This window comes from Pseudomonas sp. C9-3 (assembly GCF_032392015.1).
In the GTDB taxonomy this organism is placed as follows: domain Bacteria; phylum Pseudomonadota; class Gammaproteobacteria; order Pseudomonadales; family Pseudomonadaceae; genus Pseudomonas; species Pseudomonas nitroreducens.
On sequence record NZ_CP135919.1, the window covers coordinates 6,272,872 to 6,288,176 of the forward strand.

A 15,305-nucleotide genomic window follows, 5' to 3' on the forward strand; every position below is an offset into this window, starting at 1 on the left:
GGGTAAAGCTCCCCGGACATGCCGCTGTCGGGTTAGCCCTTGAACCCGAGAGTTCAAGGTGGTGGTTGCAGTAGGCTTTAAGGCTTTCCGTCGTGCGGACATGCACACCAGCCCAACTGGCAACCCCCGTTGTTGCAATTATCGGCTCAGGGACATCACCGACTGGCCAACACACCAGGGAGCGAGACGGATTATACCCCAAGGAAATTTCCGGGGTCAGACTTCACCCTGCTCTTTATCGGTGGTAAGGGGTTCGGTCGTCAGTGCACGGTCCACGCGTTCGAGCAGTTCACGCACGCGCTCGCGGGTGGAACCGCTGTCCTGCTCGACGCGCTCCTGCTTGTGCAGCAGGTCGTGGGTGATGTTCAGGGCGGCCATCACCGCGACGCGGTCGGCACCGATCACCTTGCCGCTGGAGCGGATCTCGCGCATCTTGCTGTCCAGATAGCGCGCGGCGCTTTCCAGGTTGACGCGCTCGTCCGGAGGGCAGGCGATGCAGTACTCCTTGTCGAGGATTTGGACGTTCAGGGTATTCGACTGGCTCATGAGTCCTGCTCCAGGGCTTTAAGACGCAAAATCATCGCTTCGACCTTCTGCCGAGCCAAATCGTTCTTCTCGATCAGATGGGCGCGTTCTTCCCGCCAGCTTTTCTCGTTCGCCCGCAGCAGCCGGTTCTCGGCCTTGAGCTGTTCCAGGCGCTGGAGCAGCAGGTCGAACTTGGCGATCAGCGCGTGCAGGTCGGCGTCTTCCATGGGCTCTCGCTTGGGAGTTGCTTAAGTAATCGAGAACTATATAGGACTGCCGTGGGGGTGGGTCAACGCACGGCGGCCCGGCGAGTCGTCACATGGTCTTGCGGTGTGCGCCGGTGCTAGGATAACGGACCATATTCTATGCGCGGCGCCTGATGGCGCCTAGCCGTCATCCGGGTTCGATCATGTCCACTTCCAGCTCCGCCTACACCGCTTTCGCCGCCCTGCTTGCCGAGGCTGCCCTGCCCATTTCCCCTGCCGAACTGCACGGCCACCTGCTCGGTCGCGTCTGCGCCGGCAGTGGCTTCGACCAGGCAGAGTGGCTGCAGGCCGCCAGCGACCTGCTCGGCGGCGAGCCGGGCGAACGCCTGGGCGCGGCTCTCGGCGGCCTGCTGGGCATGGTCCAGCAGGACTTCAGCCAGGGCGAGATGGCCGTGGTGCTGATGTTGCCCAACGACGACGCGCCGCTGGCCGAGCGCGCCGTGGCCCTCGGCCAGTGGTGCCAGGGCTTCCTCGCCGGCTTCGGCCTGGCGCTGCGTGCCCCCAGCCTGTCGGACGAAGCCGACGAAGTGCTGCAGGACATCGCCGCCATCGCCCAGGTCGGCGGCCAGCTGGAAGAATCCGAAGACGGCGAGGCCGACTACATGGAAGTGCAGGAATACCTGCGCGTGGCCCCGCTGCTGCTGTTCTCCGAATTCGGCAAGGTGCCGGCACCGGCCGAGAAACCCTCCCTGCATTGAGGTCGCGCATGATCCGTATCGCCAAGTCGGAATACGCCCGTCGTCGCAAGGCGCTGATGGCGCAGATGGAACCCAACAGCATCGCCATTCTCCCGGCGGCGCCGATGTACATCCGCAACCGCGACGTCGAGCACGTCTACCGGCAGGACAGCGACTTCCAGTACCTCACCGGCTTCCCCGAGCCGGAAGCGGTGCTGGCGCTGATCCCCGGTCGCGAGCACGGCGAGTACGTGCTGTTCTGCCGCGAGCGCGATCCGGAGCGTGAACTCTGGGACGGCCTGCGCGCCGGCCAGGACGGTGCCATCAGCACCTTCGGCGCCGACGATGCCTTCCCCATCGGCGATATCGACGACATCCTGCCGGGCCTGATCGAGGGCCGCGACCGCGTGTACTACGCACTGGGCGCCAACCAGGAATTCGATCGCCGGCTGATGGAGTGGATCAACGTGATCCGCTCCAAGGCGCGCCAGGGTGCGCAGCCGCCGAACGAGTTCGTCGCCCTCGACCACCTGCTGCACGACCAGCGCCTGTACAAGAGCGCCGGTGAGGTGAAGGTGATGCGCTACGCCGCGGAAGTCTCCGCCGGTGCTCACATCCGTGCCATGCAGGCCTGCCGTCCGGGGCTTTACGAGTACCACCTGGAAGCCGAGCTGGAATACGCCTTCCGCCTGGGCGGCGCGAAGATGCCGGCCTATGGCTCCATCGTCGCCACCGGCCGCAATGCCTGCATCCTGCATTACCGGGAGAACGACGCACAGATCAAGGACGGCGACCTGATCCTGATCGACGCCGGCTGCGAGATCGACTGCTACGCCAGCGACATCACCCGCACCTTCCCTGCCAGCGGTGTGTTCAGCCCTGAGCAGAAGGCCATTTACCAGCTTGTGCTGGACGCCAACATGGCGGCCTTCGACTACATCGCCCCTGGCCGTCACTGGAACGAAGCCCACGAGGCCACCGTGCGGGTCATCACCGCCGGACTGGTGGAACTGGGCCTGCTCAAGGGCGACGTCGACGAACTGATCGAGCGCGAAGCCTACAAGGCCTTCTACATGCACCGCGCCGGCCACTGGCTGGGCATGGACGTGCACGACGTCGGCGAATACCGCGTCGGCGGTGAATGGCGCGTGCTCGAACCGGGCATGTCGATGACCGTCGAGCCGGGTATCTACATTTCGCCGGACAACACCGACGTGCCGAAGAAGTGGCGCGGCATCGGCGTGCGCATCGAGGACGACGTGGTGGTGACCAAGACCGGCTGCGAAGTGCTGACCAACGGCGTGCCGAAAACCGTTGCCGAGATCGAAGCACTGATGGCCGAAGCCAAGGCCCAGGCCGCCTGACATGCAACGTACGCAACTGGCCATCATTGGTGGCGGGCTCGTCGGTGCAAGCCTTGCGCTGATTCTCCAGGCCGGCGCCCGCGCGCGCGGCTGGCAGATCGTGCTGGTCGAGCCCTTCGCCCCCGGTGACGCCTACCAGCCCAGCTATGACGCGCGCTCCTCGGCGCTGTCCTTCGGCAGCCGGCAGATCTACGAGCGCCTGGGGCTCTGGCAGCAGATATCCCAGCGCGCCGAACCCATCACCCAGATCCACGTGTCCGACCGCGGCCGCTTCGGCGCCGCGCGCCTGACGGCGGTGGAAGAGGGCGTTCCGGCGCTGGGCTACGTAGTCGAGAACGCCTGGCTCGGCCAATGCCTGTGGCATGCGCTGGACCCGGAAGTGGTGAGCTGGCGCTGCCCGGCCGAGGTGCGACGGATGGACGCCCTGGGCGATGGCTACCGCCTGACCCTGGACGACGACTCGCAGCTGGATTGCGACCTCGCCGTGCTGGCCGATGGCGGCCGCTCCGGCCTGCGCGAGCAGCTGGGCATCAACGTGCGTTCCTCGTCCTATGGGCAGACTGCGTTGATCGCCAACATCAGCCCGTCCGAAGCCCATCGCGGGCAGGCCTTCGAACGCTTCACCGAAAACGGCCCGCTGGCCCTGCTGCCGCTGCCGGAAAACCGCTGCGCGCTGGTCTGGACCCGCAATGGCAGTGACGCCGAGCGTCTGCGCGAGCTACCCGACGCGGCCTTTCTCGCCGAGTTGCAGGACGCCTTCGGCTACCGCCTGGGCACCCTGCGCCAGGTTGGTGTGCGCCATGGCTACCCGCTGAGCCTGACCGAGGCCGACGAACAGATTCGCCCGCACCTCGTGGTGCTGGGCAACGCTGCCCACAGCCTGCACCCCATTGCCGGGCAGGGCTTCAACCTGTCGCTGCGCGATGCCAAGGCGCTGGGCGACCGCCTGCTGCAGGAAGACGCTGCGCCGGGCGATTTCGCCGTACTGCAGCGTTACCTGGACGGTCAGCGCCTGGACCAGCAGATGACCGTCGGTTTCTCCGATCGCGTCACCCGCCTGTTCTCCAACGACCAGCCGCTGCTGGCCACCGGCCGCAACATCGGCCTGCTCGGCCTTGACCTGCTGCCGCCGGCCAAACGCTGGTTCGCCCGCCAGGCCATGGGCCTGGGCGCCCGGCCGGTCTGATTCGATGGATTCTCGCAAAAGCGCCCGCCGCGCCCGCCTGCTGCGTTTCGGCCTGAACCTCTACCCGCCGTATCTCGGCGCCGGGGTGCGGGTGCGCCACATCAGCGCGGATTTTCGCGAGGTGCGGGTAAAAATGGGCCTGAACCTGTTCAACCGCAATTACGTCGGCACCCAGTTCGGCGGCAGCCTGTACAGCATGACCGACCCGTTCTTCATGCTGATGCTGATGGAGAACCTGGGGCGCGAGTACATCGTCTGGGACAAGGCCGCCAACATCGAATTCGTCAGCCCCGGCAAGGGCCCGGTGTACGCCGAGTTCCGCATCGACCAGCACCTGCTCGATGAAATCCGCGAGCACACCGCCAGCGGTGCGAAGTACCTGCCGCGCCTGCACGCCGAAGTGCGTGACGGCGAAGGCACCCTGGTGGCGCGGGTGCAGAAGACCCTGTACGTCCGGCTCAAGCCGCGCGCGCGGCAGGCCGCTTGAATTTCGATGCCCGCGCCGACGCTGCGCGGGCCGCTGAAGAAGGAACGCACATGCACGCGGATCTGGTAATCGTCGGGGCGGGAATGGTCGGCAGTGCGCTGGCCCTGGCCCTGGAAGGCAGCGGGCTGGATATCCTGCTGCTGGACGGCTCGCCGCTGAGCGTCGCGCCGTTCGACCGCGAAGCACCCTTCGAGCCGCGCGTCAGTGCGCTGTCCGAGGCCAGCCGGCGGATTCTCCAGCGCCTGCACGCCTGGGATGGCATCGCTGCGCGCCGCGCCGAACCTTACCGCGAGATGCAGGTGTGGGACGGCTCCGGCACCGGGCAGATTCATTTCAGCGCGGCCAGCGTGCATGCCGAAATGCTCGGCCATATCGTCGAGAACCGCGTGGTGCAGGATGCCCTGCTGGAACGGCTGCATGACTCCGCTCTGGGCCTGCTGCCCAATGCGCGCCTGGAACAGCTGCGCCACTCCGGCGACGACTGGCTGCTGAGCCTTTCCGATGGCCGCGAAATCCGCACGCCGCTGGTGGTCGCCGCCGACGGCGCGAATTCCGCCGTGCGCCGTCTGGCCGGCTGCGCCACCCGCGAATGGGATTACCTGCACCACGCCATCGTCACCAGCGTGCGCGTCGAGAAACCCCACCAGGCCACCGCCTGGCAGCGCTTCACCGACGACGGCCCGTTGGCCTTCCTGCCGCTGGCGAAGGAGGGCGACGCGCACTGGTGTTCGATCGTCTGGTCGACTACCCCCGAGCAGGCCGAGAAGCTCATGGCGCTGGACGACGAAGGCTTCTGCAAGGCGCTCGGGCTTGCCTTCGAGCACCGCCTGGGCGCCATCGAACACGCCGATCGCCGCCTATGCATCCCGCTGCGCCAGCGCCACGCGAAACGCTATGTGGAGCCGGGGCTGGCGCTGATCGGCGATGCTGCACACACCATCCACCCGCTCGCCGGGCAGGGCGTGAACCTGGGCTTCCTGGATGCCGCGGTGCTCGCCGAGGTGATCGAGCACGCTCACGCCCGTGGCGAGAACATCGCCGAGGAACGCGTGCTGAGCCGCTTCGAACGTCGTCGCATGCCGCACAACCTGGCGATGATGGCAGCGATGGAAGGCTTCCAGCGCCTGTTCCAGGCCGACCCGCTGGCGGTGCGCTGGCTGCGCAATGCCGGGTTGCGGCTGGTGGACAAGCACCATGAGGCCAAGGGCGTGTTCGTGCGCCAGGCGCTTGGGCTTTCCGGGGATCTGCCGGGGTTGGCGCGAGTGTGAAACCGTCGAGATTGAATACCGCCATGGCCAAACTTTATCGTCTCTCCGCAAAGTAGGGCCTGACCGGTCCGCATCAATCTACTTTCGGTCTTACGATAGGAGTTGCCCTATGGAAGGAAATCGACAGAACTCATCGTCCCTTGTCCCGATGGCCCTTTCTCGAGCATGGCTTGGGTATGCGATAGGGTGGGTTGCGTTACTGGGCGTCTGGTTGTTGGGAGGTGCCTTGCAATGGCTAACTGGCTCTGGCGGCTGGTCGTTCCTGTTGCTTGTATGTGGCTATGTTGCGATCGGTGCGGTGCTCAGCCGAAAGTTGCTGGCTCAATTGATTGAATGGCACCCGGTAAATGCCACGTTGGCAAATGTCGCCTCGACGAAGCTACGGATGATGCTTCTGTGGCCAATCGCGTATCCCATTCTGTTTTTCCAGCTGGCAGTCAACCGACATTTGTGAGCTTGATTCGTAGCGACTGACTTATTAAGCATTTACTGACACACCTGGACACAACTGGAGCGCTCAAGCGCAAATGATGTTTTTTATCATTTGTTGTTCCATCCATTGTCCAGGAGTTGTTCGGATGTCGGTACGCAAAGGCCTTTTTTTACTTTTTGCCCTGTTCGGATTAACTGGTACCGCCCAGGCCGCCGACGAGGTGGTGGTCTACTCCTCGCGCATCGACGAGCTGATCAAGCCGGTGTTCGACGCCTACACCCAGGCCACCGGGGTGAAGATCAAGTTCATCACCGACAAGGAAGCGCCGCTGATGGCGCGGATCAAGGCCGAGGGCGCCAATACACCGGCCGACCTGCTGCTTACCGTGGACGCCGGCAACCTCTGGCAGGCCGAGAAGATGGGCATCCTGCAGCCCTTCGATTCGCCGACCCTGGACGCGAACATCCCGCCGCAGTACCGCTCCGGCACCGACAGCTGGACCGGCCTGTCGCTGCGCGCGCGGACCATCGCCTATTCGACCCAGCGGGTGAAGCCCGAGGAACTGTCGACCTATGAGGAACTGGCCGATGCAAAATGGGAAGGCCGCCTGTGCCTGCGGACCGCGAAGAAGGTCTACAACCAGTCGCTGACCGCCACCCTGATCGAGACCCATGGCGCCGAGAAGACTGAGGAAATCCTCAAGGGCTGGGTGAACAACCTGGCTACCGATGTGTTCTCTGACGATAACGCGCTGCTGCAGGCCATCGCCGCCGGGCAGTGCGACGTCGGCATCGTCAACACCTACTACTACGGGCGCATGCACAAGGACAATCCGCAGCTGCCGGTGAAGCTGTTCTGGCCGAACCAGGGCGACCGGGGCGTGCACGTCAACCTATCGGGCATCGGCCTGACCAAGTACGCGCCGCACCCGGAAGAAGCCAAGAAGCTGGTGGAATGGATGACCGGCGCGGACGCCCAGGCGCTGTTCGCCGGCATCAACCAGGAGTTCCCGGCCAACCCGAAGGTCGCGCCGTCGCAGGAAGTGGCCGCCTGGGGTGAGTTCAAGGCCGACAGCATTCCGGTGGAGATCGCCGGTAAGCGTCAGGCCGAAGCGATCAAGCTGATGGACCGCGCCGGCTGGAACTGATGAAAGCGCCGGCGCCTTACTGGCTGTCCGCGTCGCCCTTGTGATCCACTGAAAGCGCCTTGCCGTTCTCCGCCAGCAGGCAGATGAACTGGCCGTCCGACTGATCGCCGCGGCGCAGTTGGGCGGTCAGGCGCTTGCTGGCGTGCTGCCCGTCCACCTCGCCGTCGTAGGCTTCTTCGCGGATCGACGATGGCTCCACCCAGGTCTGCTGCCAGCGCTCCTGTACTTGCGGATTCTCGGCCAGGAGCGTCATTGCCATCTGCAGGCAGGCTTCCATGGGAGTGGGCTCGTCGGCCTGAACGGCGCCGCACAGTGTCAGAAGCAGCAGTCCGCAGAGAGAGCGAGGGGAGGACATGGGCTTTTTCCTTGGCAGGTTGGAAATGGCAAAGTGGCGGATTCGACCGCACTAGCTTGAGCTTTATCCCTATCGCATGAGGATCAGGCGAATTCGATACCAATGAGGGAAGTTTCCGTCAATTCTTCGGCGACATTTCCTGCGAACACCGGCTGATCTCCTGGAATAACGCAACGCATGCGCACCCACCGCTGGACCCCCATCACCTTTGCCGTCGCCGCCCTGGTTTTGCTGCCCATCAGCGTCCTGCTGCTGAGCTGGGCGGAAATCGACCGCGAAATCTGGTCGCACCTGTGGGAAACCCAGATGACGCGCCTGCTGGGCAACACCCTGGTGCTGGTGGCCGGCGTAGGAGTGGGCGTGACTGTGCTGGGCGTCAGCCTTGCCTGGCTCACCAGCCTCTGCGAATTCCCCGGCCGACGCTGGCTGGACTGGGCGCTGATGCTGCCCTTCGCGGTGCCGGCCTATGTGCTCGCGTTCGTCTTCGTCGGCCTGCTGGATTTCTCCGGCCCCGTGCAGACGCTGCTGCGCGAGTGGTTTGGCAGCGGCCTGCGGCTGCCGCGCGTGCGCTCCACCGGCGGCGTGATCACCGTGCTGGTGCTGGTCTTCTACCCCTACGTCTATCTGCTTGCGCGCACCGCCTTCCTCGCCCAGGGGCGCGGCCTGACGGAGGCTGCGCGGGTGCTCGGCCTGTCGCCGCTGGCGGCCTTCTGGCGCGTCGCCCTGCCCATGGCGCGGCCGGCCATCGGCGCCGGGCTGGCGCTGGCGATCATGGAAACCCTGGCGGATTTCGGCACCGTCTCGGTGTTCAACTTCGACACCTTCACCACAGCTGTCTACAAGACCTGGTATGGCTTCTACAGCCTTTCCAGTGCCACCCAGCTGGCCAGCCTGCTGTTGCTGTTCGTCATGCTGGTGCTGCTGGGCGAGCGCTACAGCCGCGGCCGCAGCGGTGTGCCCAACGAGCGCCCGCGTGGCGCGGCGCTGTATCGGCTGCATGGCTGGAAGGCCTTCGCCGCCAGCGCCTGGTGCCTGCTGGTGTTCGCCTGCGCCTTCGTCATCCCGGTGCTGCAACTGGTGGTGTGGGTCTGGCAGAAGGGACGTTTCGACCTCGACGAGCGCTACTGGGGACTGATCCTCCACAGCCTGTACCTGGGCGGCTTCGCGGCACTGATCACGGTGGCCGTCGCGCTGTTGCTGGCCTTCGCCCGGCGGCTGTCGCCAACGCCCGCGGTGCGCTCGGCAGTCGGCATCTCCAATCTGGGCTATGCGTTGCCCGGCTCGGTACTGGCGGTGGCAATCATGCTGGCCTTCAGCTGGCTGGATAACCATGCGGTAATTCCGCTGTCCAGCGCCCTGGGCGGCGCCGGCAAGCCTTTGTTGCTAGGCAGCCTCGGAGCGCTGCTGGTCGCCTACCTGATCCGTTTCATGGCAGTGGCCTACAACCCGTTGGAGGGTGCGCTGGCGAGAATTCGACCTTCGCTACCGGAAGCTTCCCGCAGCCTGGGCGTCGGCGGAGCGGGGTTGTTCTTCCGCGTCTACCTGCCGCTACTGGTGCCGGGAGCCTTGAGCGCCGCGCTGCTGGTGTTCGTCGACGTGCTCAAGGAAATGCCCGCGACCCTGCTGATGCGTCCGTTCGGCTGGGACACCCTGGCCGTGCGCGTCTTCGAGATGACCAGCGAAGGTGAGTGGGCGCGCGCCGCGCTACCGGCGCTGACGCTGGTACTGGTGGGACTGTTCCCGGTGATCGGGCTGATCCGTCGCTCGGCGCGACCGAGCGGTTCTGTGCGGCCCTGAGAATCGGCCGTCGGACAAGCTGTCCAGAGTCCGGTCATGCGACTACAATGCGCGCGTTTCGTGCGGGCCGTACTCGCGCTCCGCACCCGCCTCGCCCGGAAGGAGAACACCCATGGGACAGCGCACGCCGCTCTATGATTTGCACGTCGCCCTCGGCGCCAAGATCGTCGATTTCGGCGGTTGGGACATGCCGTTGCACTACGGTTCGCAAGTCGAAGAGCACCACCAGGTACGTCGCGATTGCGGCGTGTTCGACGTTTCCCACATGACCGTGGTCGACGTCACCGGTCCGCAGGCCAAGGAATACCTGCAGCGACTCCTGGCCAACGATGTCGAACGACTGCAGGTTCCGGGCAAGGCGCTGTACAGCGGCATGCTCAACGAGCGTGGCGGCGTGGTCGACGACCTGATCGTCTACCTCGGCGTGTACGGCTACCGCGTGGTGGTCAACGCCTCGACCCGCGACAAGGACATGGCCTGGATGCAGGCGCATACCGAGGGCTTCGACGTCACCCTGACCGAACGTCCCGACCTCGCGATGCTGGCCGTCCAGGGCCCCAATGCCCGCGAGAAGACCGCCGAGCTGGTCACTCCCGCCCGCGCCGCGCTGATCCGTGAGCTCAAGCCCTTCCAGGGCAAGGCCGACGGTGACTGGTTCATCGCCCGCACCGGCTACACCGGCGAGGACGGCCTGGAAATCATGCTGCCGGCCGTCGAGGCGCAAGGTTTCCTCAACGACCTGGTCGGTGCCGGTATTTCCCCGGCGGGCCTGGGCGCGCGCGATACCCTGCGCCTGGAAGCCGGGATGAACCTCTACGGCCAGGACATGGACGAAGACGTCACCCCGCTGGCCGCCAACATGGGCTGGACCATCGCCTGGGAACCCGAAGGCCGCGACTTCATCGGCCGCAAGGCCCTGGAAGCGCAGAAAGCCGCCGGCGATGCACCCAAGCTGGTCGGCCTGGTGCTGGAAGAGCGCGGCGTGCTGCGCGCCCACCAGGTGGTCCGCGTCGCCGGTGTCGGCGAGGGCGAGATCACCAGCGGCAGCTTCTCCCCGACGCTCGGCAAGTCCATCGCCCTGGCCCGTGTGCCGGCGGCCACCGGAGACCGCGCCGAGGTGGAAATCCGCGGCAAGTGGTACCCGGTCCGCGTCGTTCAACCGAATTTCGTGCGTCATGGCAAAGCCCTGATCTAAATTGCATGATCTAACTTGCATGGTGCGGCGCCGCCGCCCGTCGTCCAGTCCTCGAGGAAAAACAAGATGAGCAATATCCCCGCCGACCTGCGTTATGCCGCCAGCCACGAGTGGGCGCGCCTGGAAGCCGACGGTACCGTCACCGTGGGCATCTCCGACCACGCCCAGGAAGCCCTGGGCGACGTGGTCTTCGTCGAACTGCCGGAAGTGGGCAAGACCCTCGCCGCCGGCCAGGAAGCCGGTGTGGTCGAGTCGGTGAAGGCCGCCTCGGACATCTACGCCCCGGTGAGCGGCGAAGTCATCGCCGTCAACGACGTGCTGGCCGACACCCCCGAAGAAGTGAACAACGATCCGTACGGTTCCTGGTTCTTCAAGCTCAAGCCGAGCAACCCGGCCGAGCTGGACAAGCTGCTCGATGCCGCCGGCTATCGCGCTGCCAGCGACGCCGACGCGTAAGACACTGCTGTACACACAGGCCTCGATTCGTCGGGGCCTGTTCTTTTCAGGGAACGCCCTTTCGAGACCGTGGCCATGTCGAACACCCCTTCGCTTTCCCAGCTGCACCAGCCTGATGCCTTCCTCGCCCGCCACCTGGGCCCCGACGCCGCCGAGCAGCAAGCCATGCTCGACACCCTGGGCCTGAACAACCGCGACGACCTGATCGTGCAGACGGTACCGCCGGCCATCCGCCTGAACCGGCCGCTGGACCTGCCGACCGCCCTCGACGAGCAGGGTGCACTGGCCAAGCTGAAGGGCTACGCGCTGAAGAACGAGTTGTGGACCAGCCTGATCGGCACCGGCTACTACGGCACCCTGACGCCGACCGTCATCCTGCGCAACGTGCTGGAGAACCCGGGCTGGTACACCGCCTATACCCCGTACCAGCCGGAGATCGCCCAGGGCCGTCTCGAGTCCCTGCTGAACTTCCAGCAGATGACCATCGACCTCACCGGCCTCGATCTCGCCAGCGCCTCGCTGCTGGACGAAGCCACCGCCGCCGCCGAGGCCATGGCACTGGCCAAGCGCGTGGCCAAGGCGAAGAGCAACCTGTTCTTCGTCGACAGCCACTGCCACCCGCAGACCATCTCCGTGGTGCAGACCCGCGCCGAAGCCTTCGGCTTCGACGTGGTGGTCGACGAGGTGGACAACCTTGGTCAGCACCAGGTGTTCGGCGCGCTGCTGCAGTACCCGGATACCCGTGGCGAGGTGCGTGACCTGCGCCCGCTGATCGATGCGCTGCACGTCCAGCAGGCGATCGCCTGCGTCGCCAGCGACCTGCTCGCGCTGCTGCTGCTCACCCCGCCGGGCGAGCTGGGTGCAGACGTGGTCCTGGGCAGCGCCCAGCGCTTCGGCGTGCCGATGGGCTACGGCGGCCCGCACGCAGCCTTCTTCGCCTGCCGCGATGAGTACAAGCGTGCCATGCCGGGCCGGATCATCGGCGTGTCCAAGGACGCCCGTGGCAACACCGCGCTGCGCATGGCCTTGCAGACCCGCGAGCAGCACATCCGCCGCGAGAAGGCCAACTCCAACGTCTGTACCTCGCAGGTGCTGCTGGCCAACATCGCCAGCCTGTACGCCGTGTACCACGGTCCGCAGGGCCTGAAACGCATTGCCCAGCGCGTGCACCGCCTGACTTCCGTGCTGGCTGCTGGCCTCGCCGCCAAGGGCCTGAAGCCGGTCAACCAGCACTTCTTCGATACCCTGACCTTCGATGTCGGCGCGCAGCAGCAGGCCATCGTCGAGCGCGCCCGCGCCGCCCGCGTCAACCTGCGCATCGTCGGTGAGGACCGCCTGGGCGTGAGCCTGGACGAAACCACCAGCGCCGAGACCCTCGCCACGCTGTTCGACATCCTGCTGGGTGCCGGCCATGGCCTGGACGTCGCCCAACTCGATGCCGGAAAGGTCGCCGAGGGTATTCCCGCAGCCCTGCAGCGCAGCAGCGGCTACCTGAGCCACCCGGTGTTCAACCGCCATCACAGCGAAACCGAGATGCTGCGCTACCTGCGCCAGCTCGAGGGCAAGGACCTGGCGCTGAACCAGGCGATGATCCCGCTGGGCTCCTGCACCATGAAGCTCAACGCCACCAGCGAGATGATCCCGATCACCTGGCCGGAATTCGCCACGCTGCACCCCTTCGTGCCGCGCGAGCAGGCCGAGGGCTACCGCCTGATGATCGAGGAGCTGGAAAGCTGGCTTTGCGCGATCACCGGCTTCGACGCCATCTGCATGCAGCCCAACTCCGGCGCCCAGGGCGAGTACGCCGGCCTGCTGGCGATCCGCAAGTACCACGAGAGCCGTGGCGATGCGCACCGCAATATCTGCCTGATCCCGTCCTCGGCCCACGGCACCAACCCGGCCTCGGCGATCATGGCGAGCATGCGCGTGGTCATCGTCGAGTGCGACAAGGGCGGCAACGTCGACATGGAGGACCTCAAGCGCAAGGCGGCCGAAGCCGGCGAGCAGCTGTCCTGCCTGATGATCACCTACCCGTCTACCCATGGGGTGTACGAGGAAGGCATCCGCGAAATCTGCGAGGTCATCCACGGCCACGGCGGCCAGGTCTACATGGACGGCGCCAACCTCAACGCCCAGGTCGGCCTGGCGCGTCCGGCGGACATTGGTGCCGACGTGTCGCACATGAACCTGCACAAGACCTTCTGCATTCCCCATGGCGGTGGCGGCCCGGGCATGGGCCCGATCGGCGTGAAGAAGCACCTCGCGCCCTTCGTCGCCAACCACCCAGTGATCCGCATCGAAGGCCCGAACCCGCTCAACGGCGCGGTCAGCGCCGCGCCCTGGGGCAGCGCCAGCATCCTGCCGATCAGCTGGATGTACATCGCCATGATGGGCCCGCAGCTGGCCGACGCCACCGAGGTGGCGATCCTCAACGCCAACTACCTGGCCCAGCAGCTCGATGGCGCCTTCCCGGTGCTCTACCGTGGTCGCAACGAGCGCGTTGCCCACGAGTGCATACTCGATCTGCGTCCGCTCAAGGCGCAGACCGGGATCAGCGAGGAGGACGTTGCCAAGCGCCTGATGGACTACGGCTTCCACGCCCCGACCATGTCCTTCCCGGTGCCGGGCACGCTGATGATCGAGCCTACCGAGAGCGAGTCCAAGCATGAGCTGGACCGCTTCATCGAGGCGATGCTGTCGATCCGCGCGGAGATCGCCAAGGTCGAGACCGGCGAATGGCCGGCCGAAGCCAATCCGCTCAAGGGCGCGCCGCACACCCTGGCGGATGTGACCGGGCTGTGGGATCGCCCCTACCAGATCGCCGAAGCGGTGACCCCCACCGAGCACACCCGTGCCTTCAAGTACTGGCCGGCAGTGAACCGTGTGGACAACGTCTACGGCGACCGCAACCTGTTCTGCGCCTGCGTGCCGGTGGACGATTACCGCGAATGAGCGGTGCGTTGAATTGAAAAAGCCGCCTTCGGGCGGCTTTTTTGTTTTTCGTACGGGTTCGTTCGGGCGTGGGAGCGAGCTGGTCCGGCAGAAGGCCTCAGGGCTTCAGCTGCAACCGGCCGATCAGGCGGATCAGTAGCGCAAACAGCACGATCATCAGCACATTGCTGAGCATGCCGATCAGGTTGTAGACGGCGGATGGCAGCAGCGAATAGATCTCCAGGCCGACCACGCTGAGCAGGCGGCTGAGCAGCCAGAAGCCTTCACTGACGATCAGCAGGATCAGGGTGATCTTCAGCGGCTGGATGGGATCGTTCATGGGACACTCCGTGTCGGAATTGGAGTGTCAGTAGAACACAGCCGCGCCCCGCCGGCTTGGCCCGCGGCGAGCGCCACGGGCCGCGCCGGTGGGTATCACTGGGCGGGTGCGTCATCTCGGCGGACGAGAATGGCGTTGGCCAGTTCCATGTCGCTGCGATCCTGCAGCGCGGCGTCGTCGCTGCGCAGGCGGGTGATGGCCGCTTCCAGGTACGGGCCGCGGATCGCACCGTCACTGGCGACGAACGCGCTCGCATCGTCCTGGGCGGCGACGATCAGCTTGTCGTGCTTGAAGGTCAGGTAGGTCGACGCGGTTGTGGCGCCGGATGAGATGATGTCGCGCCAGAAGTCGCCGTCGGCCATGGCCGAGGCAACGGGCAGGGCGAGAAGGGCAAAGGCAGTGGCCAGTTTCGCGGTACGCATCGGTTACACCTCCGGAAGGTCCGTGTACAGGTGAGAGGCGCAGCGGCTGGCGGGAGTTCCAAGATTATCCGCGCGAGGTGCGCGAGCGGTTGCCCGCGCGCCTCGCGTGGGTCAGCGCTGGGCGGCCAGGATTGCCGAGGCCAGCTCCGCGTCGCTGGCTTGCGCCAGGGCCGGGTCGGCGCTGCGCATCTGCTGCAGCGTGGCTTCCAGGTAGGGGCCGCGGATGGCGCCATCGGTGGCGATGAAGCTGGCGGCGTCGTCCTGGGCCGGGCCGATCAGCTTGTGATCGTCACGGCTGGTCAGGTAGCTCGAGGCGGTGGTGGCGCCGGAGGTGAGGACGCCGCGCCAGAAGCTGCGGTCCTCGGCCATGGCCGAGGCGAGTGGGAGAAGGGTGAGGGCTACGACGACAGGGGCGAAACGGCGACGCATGGTGTCTCCTTGGATGATTGCGCGCCA

At 65.9% G+C, this 15,305-nt stretch carries 17 protein-coding genes and 1 other RNA gene; 11 read left to right on the forward strand and 7 right to left on the reverse strand.

Annotated features, from left to right (window positions below):
* Positions 1–5: 5 nt before the first annotated feature.
* From ssrS to RS899_RS28770, 3 genes are all read right to left on the reverse strand, one after another.
* A non-coding RNA gene (gene ssrS / locus RS899_RS28760) (6S RNA) lies at positions 6–184 on the reverse strand.
* Positions 185–216: 32 nt separating this feature from the next.
* The gene (locus RS899_RS28765) at positions 217–546 is read right to left on the reverse strand and encodes a cell division protein ZapA (RefSeq protein WP_024765744.1); all 330 of its coding nucleotides are present in this window, start codon (positions 544–546) and stop codon (positions 217–219) included.
* Positions 543–752: a TIGR02449 family protein gene (locus RS899_RS28770; RefSeq protein WP_017521390.1), complete on the reverse strand. Its 210-nt coding sequence runs from the start codon at positions 750–752 to the stop codon at positions 543–545. Before RS899_RS28770 ends, RS899_RS28765 begins: the two co-directional genes overlap by 4 nt.
* A gap of 182 nt (positions 753–934) precedes the next feature.
* Between RS899_RS28770 and RS899_RS28775 the strand changes: the two genes are divergently transcribed.
* From RS899_RS28775 to RS899_RS28805, 7 genes are all read left to right on the forward strand, one after another.
* On the forward strand, positions 935–1,489 hold the full coding sequence (locus tag RS899_RS28775; RefSeq protein WP_054907830.1) for a UPF0149 family protein: 555 nt from the start codon (positions 935–937) through the stop codon (positions 1,487–1,489).
* 8 nt (positions 1,490–1,497) lie between these two features.
* Positions 1,498–2,832, forward strand: a complete 1,335-nt coding sequence (gene pepP, locus RS899_RS28780; protein WP_054907767.1) for a Xaa-Pro aminopeptidase — start codon at positions 1,498–1,500, stop codon at positions 2,830–2,832.
* Position 2,833: 1 nt separating this feature from the next.
* Entirely contained in the window at positions 2,834–4,018 is a 1,185-nt protein-coding gene (gene ubiH, locus RS899_RS28785; RefSeq protein WP_169935050.1) for a 2-octaprenyl-6-methoxyphenyl hydroxylase, read from the forward strand.
* A gap of 4 nt (positions 4,019–4,022) precedes the next feature.
* On the forward strand, positions 4,023–4,505 hold the full coding sequence (locus RS899_RS28790) for a DUF4442 domain-containing protein (RefSeq protein ID WP_054907769.1): 483 nt from the start codon (positions 4,023–4,025) through the stop codon (positions 4,503–4,505).
* Between the two features lie 50 nt (positions 4,506–4,555).
* Positions 4,556–5,773: a 2-octaprenyl-3-methyl-6-methoxy-1,4-benzoquinol hydroxylase gene (locus RS899_RS28795; protein ID WP_054907770.1), complete on the forward strand. Its 1,218-nt coding sequence runs from the start codon at positions 4,556–4,558 to the stop codon at positions 5,771–5,773.
* Positions 5,774–5,882: 109 nt separating this feature from the next.
* Positions 5,883–6,227 (forward strand): hypothetical protein, encoded by a 345-nt coding sequence (locus RS899_RS28800; protein ID WP_315808639.1) that lies wholly within the window; start codon positions 5,883–5,885, stop codon positions 6,225–6,227.
* Between the two features lie 124 nt (positions 6,228–6,351).
* Positions 6,352–7,353, forward strand: coding sequence for an extracellular solute-binding protein (locus RS899_RS28805; protein WP_054907772.1), 1,002 nt, complete (start codon positions 6,352–6,354; stop codon positions 7,351–7,353).
* Positions 7,354–7,369: 16 nt separating this feature from the next.
* Here RS899_RS28805 and RS899_RS28810 read toward each other — a convergent pair whose 3' ends face one another.
* Positions 7,370–7,708: a hypothetical protein gene (locus tag RS899_RS28810; RefSeq protein WP_024765738.1), complete on the reverse strand. Its 339-nt coding sequence runs from the start codon at positions 7,706–7,708 to the stop codon at positions 7,370–7,372.
* A gap of 177 nt (positions 7,709–7,885) precedes the next feature.
* Here RS899_RS28810 and RS899_RS28815 point away from each other — a divergent pair, with 177 nt between their 5' ends.
* The 4 genes from RS899_RS28815 to gcvP all read left to right on the forward strand — a co-directional run bounded on the left by RS899_RS28815 (position 7,886) and on the right by gcvP (position 14,108).
* Positions 7,886–9,505, forward strand: a complete 1,620-nt coding sequence (locus tag RS899_RS28815; protein WP_315808640.1) for an iron ABC transporter permease — start codon at positions 7,886–7,888, stop codon at positions 9,503–9,505.
* A gap of 112 nt (positions 9,506–9,617) precedes the next feature.
* Entirely contained in the window at positions 9,618–10,700 is a 1,083-nt protein-coding gene (gene gcvT, locus RS899_RS28820) for a glycine cleavage system aminomethyltransferase GcvT (protein ID WP_054907775.1), read from the forward strand.
* Positions 10,701–10,766: 66 nt separating this feature from the next.
* Positions 10,767–11,156 (forward strand): glycine cleavage system protein GcvH, encoded by a 390-nt coding sequence (gene gcvH, locus RS899_RS28825; protein ID WP_024765736.1) that lies wholly within the window; start codon positions 10,767–10,769, stop codon positions 11,154–11,156.
* 75 nt (positions 11,157–11,231) lie between these two features.
* Positions 11,232–14,108: an aminomethyl-transferring glycine dehydrogenase gene (gcvP, locus tag RS899_RS28830; protein WP_315808641.1), complete on the forward strand. Its 2,877-nt coding sequence runs from the start codon at positions 11,232–11,234 to the stop codon at positions 14,106–14,108.
* 97 nt (positions 14,109–14,205) lie between these two features.
* Here gcvP and RS899_RS28835 read toward each other — a convergent pair whose 3' ends face one another.
* The 3 genes from RS899_RS28835 to RS899_RS28845 all read right to left on the reverse strand — a co-directional run bounded on the left by RS899_RS28835 (position 14,206) and on the right by RS899_RS28845 (position 15,278).
* Complete coding sequence (locus RS899_RS28835; protein ID WP_024765734.1) at positions 14,206–14,427, reverse strand: hypothetical protein; 222 nt, start codon at positions 14,425–14,427, stop codon at positions 14,206–14,208.
* A gap of 95 nt (positions 14,428–14,522) precedes the next feature.
* Positions 14,523–14,849 (reverse strand): DUF2388 domain-containing protein, encoded by a 327-nt coding sequence (locus RS899_RS28840; RefSeq protein ID WP_315808642.1) that lies wholly within the window; start codon positions 14,847–14,849, stop codon positions 14,523–14,525.
* A 111-nt stretch (positions 14,850–14,960) separates the two neighbouring features.
* The gene (locus RS899_RS28845) at positions 14,961–15,278 is read right to left on the reverse strand and encodes a DUF2388 domain-containing protein (RefSeq protein WP_024765732.1); all 318 of its coding nucleotides are present in this window, start codon (positions 15,276–15,278) and stop codon (positions 14,961–14,963) included.
* Positions 15,279–15,305: the final 27 nt, after the last annotated feature.

Bases quoted from the DNA above. Each gene is read 5' to 3' on its own strand.
- ubiH (WP_169935050.1), top strand. From the start codon at position 2,834: ATGCAACGTACGCAACTGGCCATCATTGGTGGCGGGCTCGTCGGTGCA.
- pepP (WP_054907767.1), top strand. From the start codon at position 1,498: ATGATCCGTATCGCCAAGTCGGAATACGCCCGTCGTCGCAAGGCGCTG.
- RS899_RS28775 (WP_054907830.1), top strand. From the start codon at position 935: ATGTCCACTTCCAGCTCCGCCTACACCGCTTTCGCCGCCCTGCTTGCC.
- RS899_RS28790 (WP_054907769.1), top strand. From the start codon at position 4,023: ATGGATTCTCGCAAAAGCGCCCGCCGCGCCCGCCTGCTGCGTTTCGGC.
- RS899_RS28835 (WP_024765734.1), bottom strand. From the start codon at position 14,427: ATGAACGATCCCATCCAGCCGCTGAAGATCACCCTGATCCTGCTGATC.
- gcvT (WP_054907775.1), top strand. From the start codon at position 9,618: ATGGGACAGCGCACGCCGCTCTATGATTTGCACGTCGCCCTCGGCGCC.
- RS899_RS28770 (WP_017521390.1), bottom strand. From the start codon at position 752: ATGGAAGACGCCGACCTGCACGCGCTGATCGCCAAGTTCGACCTGCTG.
- RS899_RS28800 (WP_315808639.1), top strand. From the start codon at position 5,883: ATGGAAGGAAATCGACAGAACTCATCGTCCCTTGTCCCGATGGCCCTT.
- RS899_RS28845 (WP_024765732.1), bottom strand. From the start codon at position 15,278: ATGCGTCGCCGTTTCGCCCCTGTCGTCGTAGCCCTCACCCTTCTCCCA.
- RS899_RS28815 (WP_315808640.1), top strand. From the start codon at position 7,886: ATGCGCACCCACCGCTGGACCCCCATCACCTTTGCCGTCGCCGCCCTG.
- gcvH (WP_024765736.1), top strand. From the start codon at position 10,767: ATGAGCAATATCCCCGCCGACCTGCGTTATGCCGCCAGCCACGAGTGG.
- RS899_RS28795 (WP_054907770.1), top strand. From the start codon at position 4,556: ATGCACGCGGATCTGGTAATCGTCGGGGCGGGAATGGTCGGCAGTGCG.
- RS899_RS28805 (WP_054907772.1), top strand. From the start codon at position 6,352: ATGTCGGTACGCAAAGGCCTTTTTTTACTTTTTGCCCTGTTCGGATTA.
- RS899_RS28765 (WP_024765744.1), bottom strand. From the start codon at position 546: ATGAGCCAGTCGAATACCCTGAACGTCCAAATCCTCGACAAGGAGTAC.
- gcvP (WP_315808641.1), top strand. From the start codon at position 11,232: ATGTCGAACACCCCTTCGCTTTCCCAGCTGCACCAGCCTGATGCCTTC.
- RS899_RS28810 (WP_024765738.1), bottom strand. From the start codon at position 7,708: ATGTCCTCCCCTCGCTCTCTCTGCGGACTGCTGCTTCTGACACTGTGC.
- RS899_RS28840 (WP_315808642.1), bottom strand. From the start codon at position 14,849: ATGCGTACCGCGAAACTGGCCACTGCCTTTGCCCTTCTCGCCCTGCCC.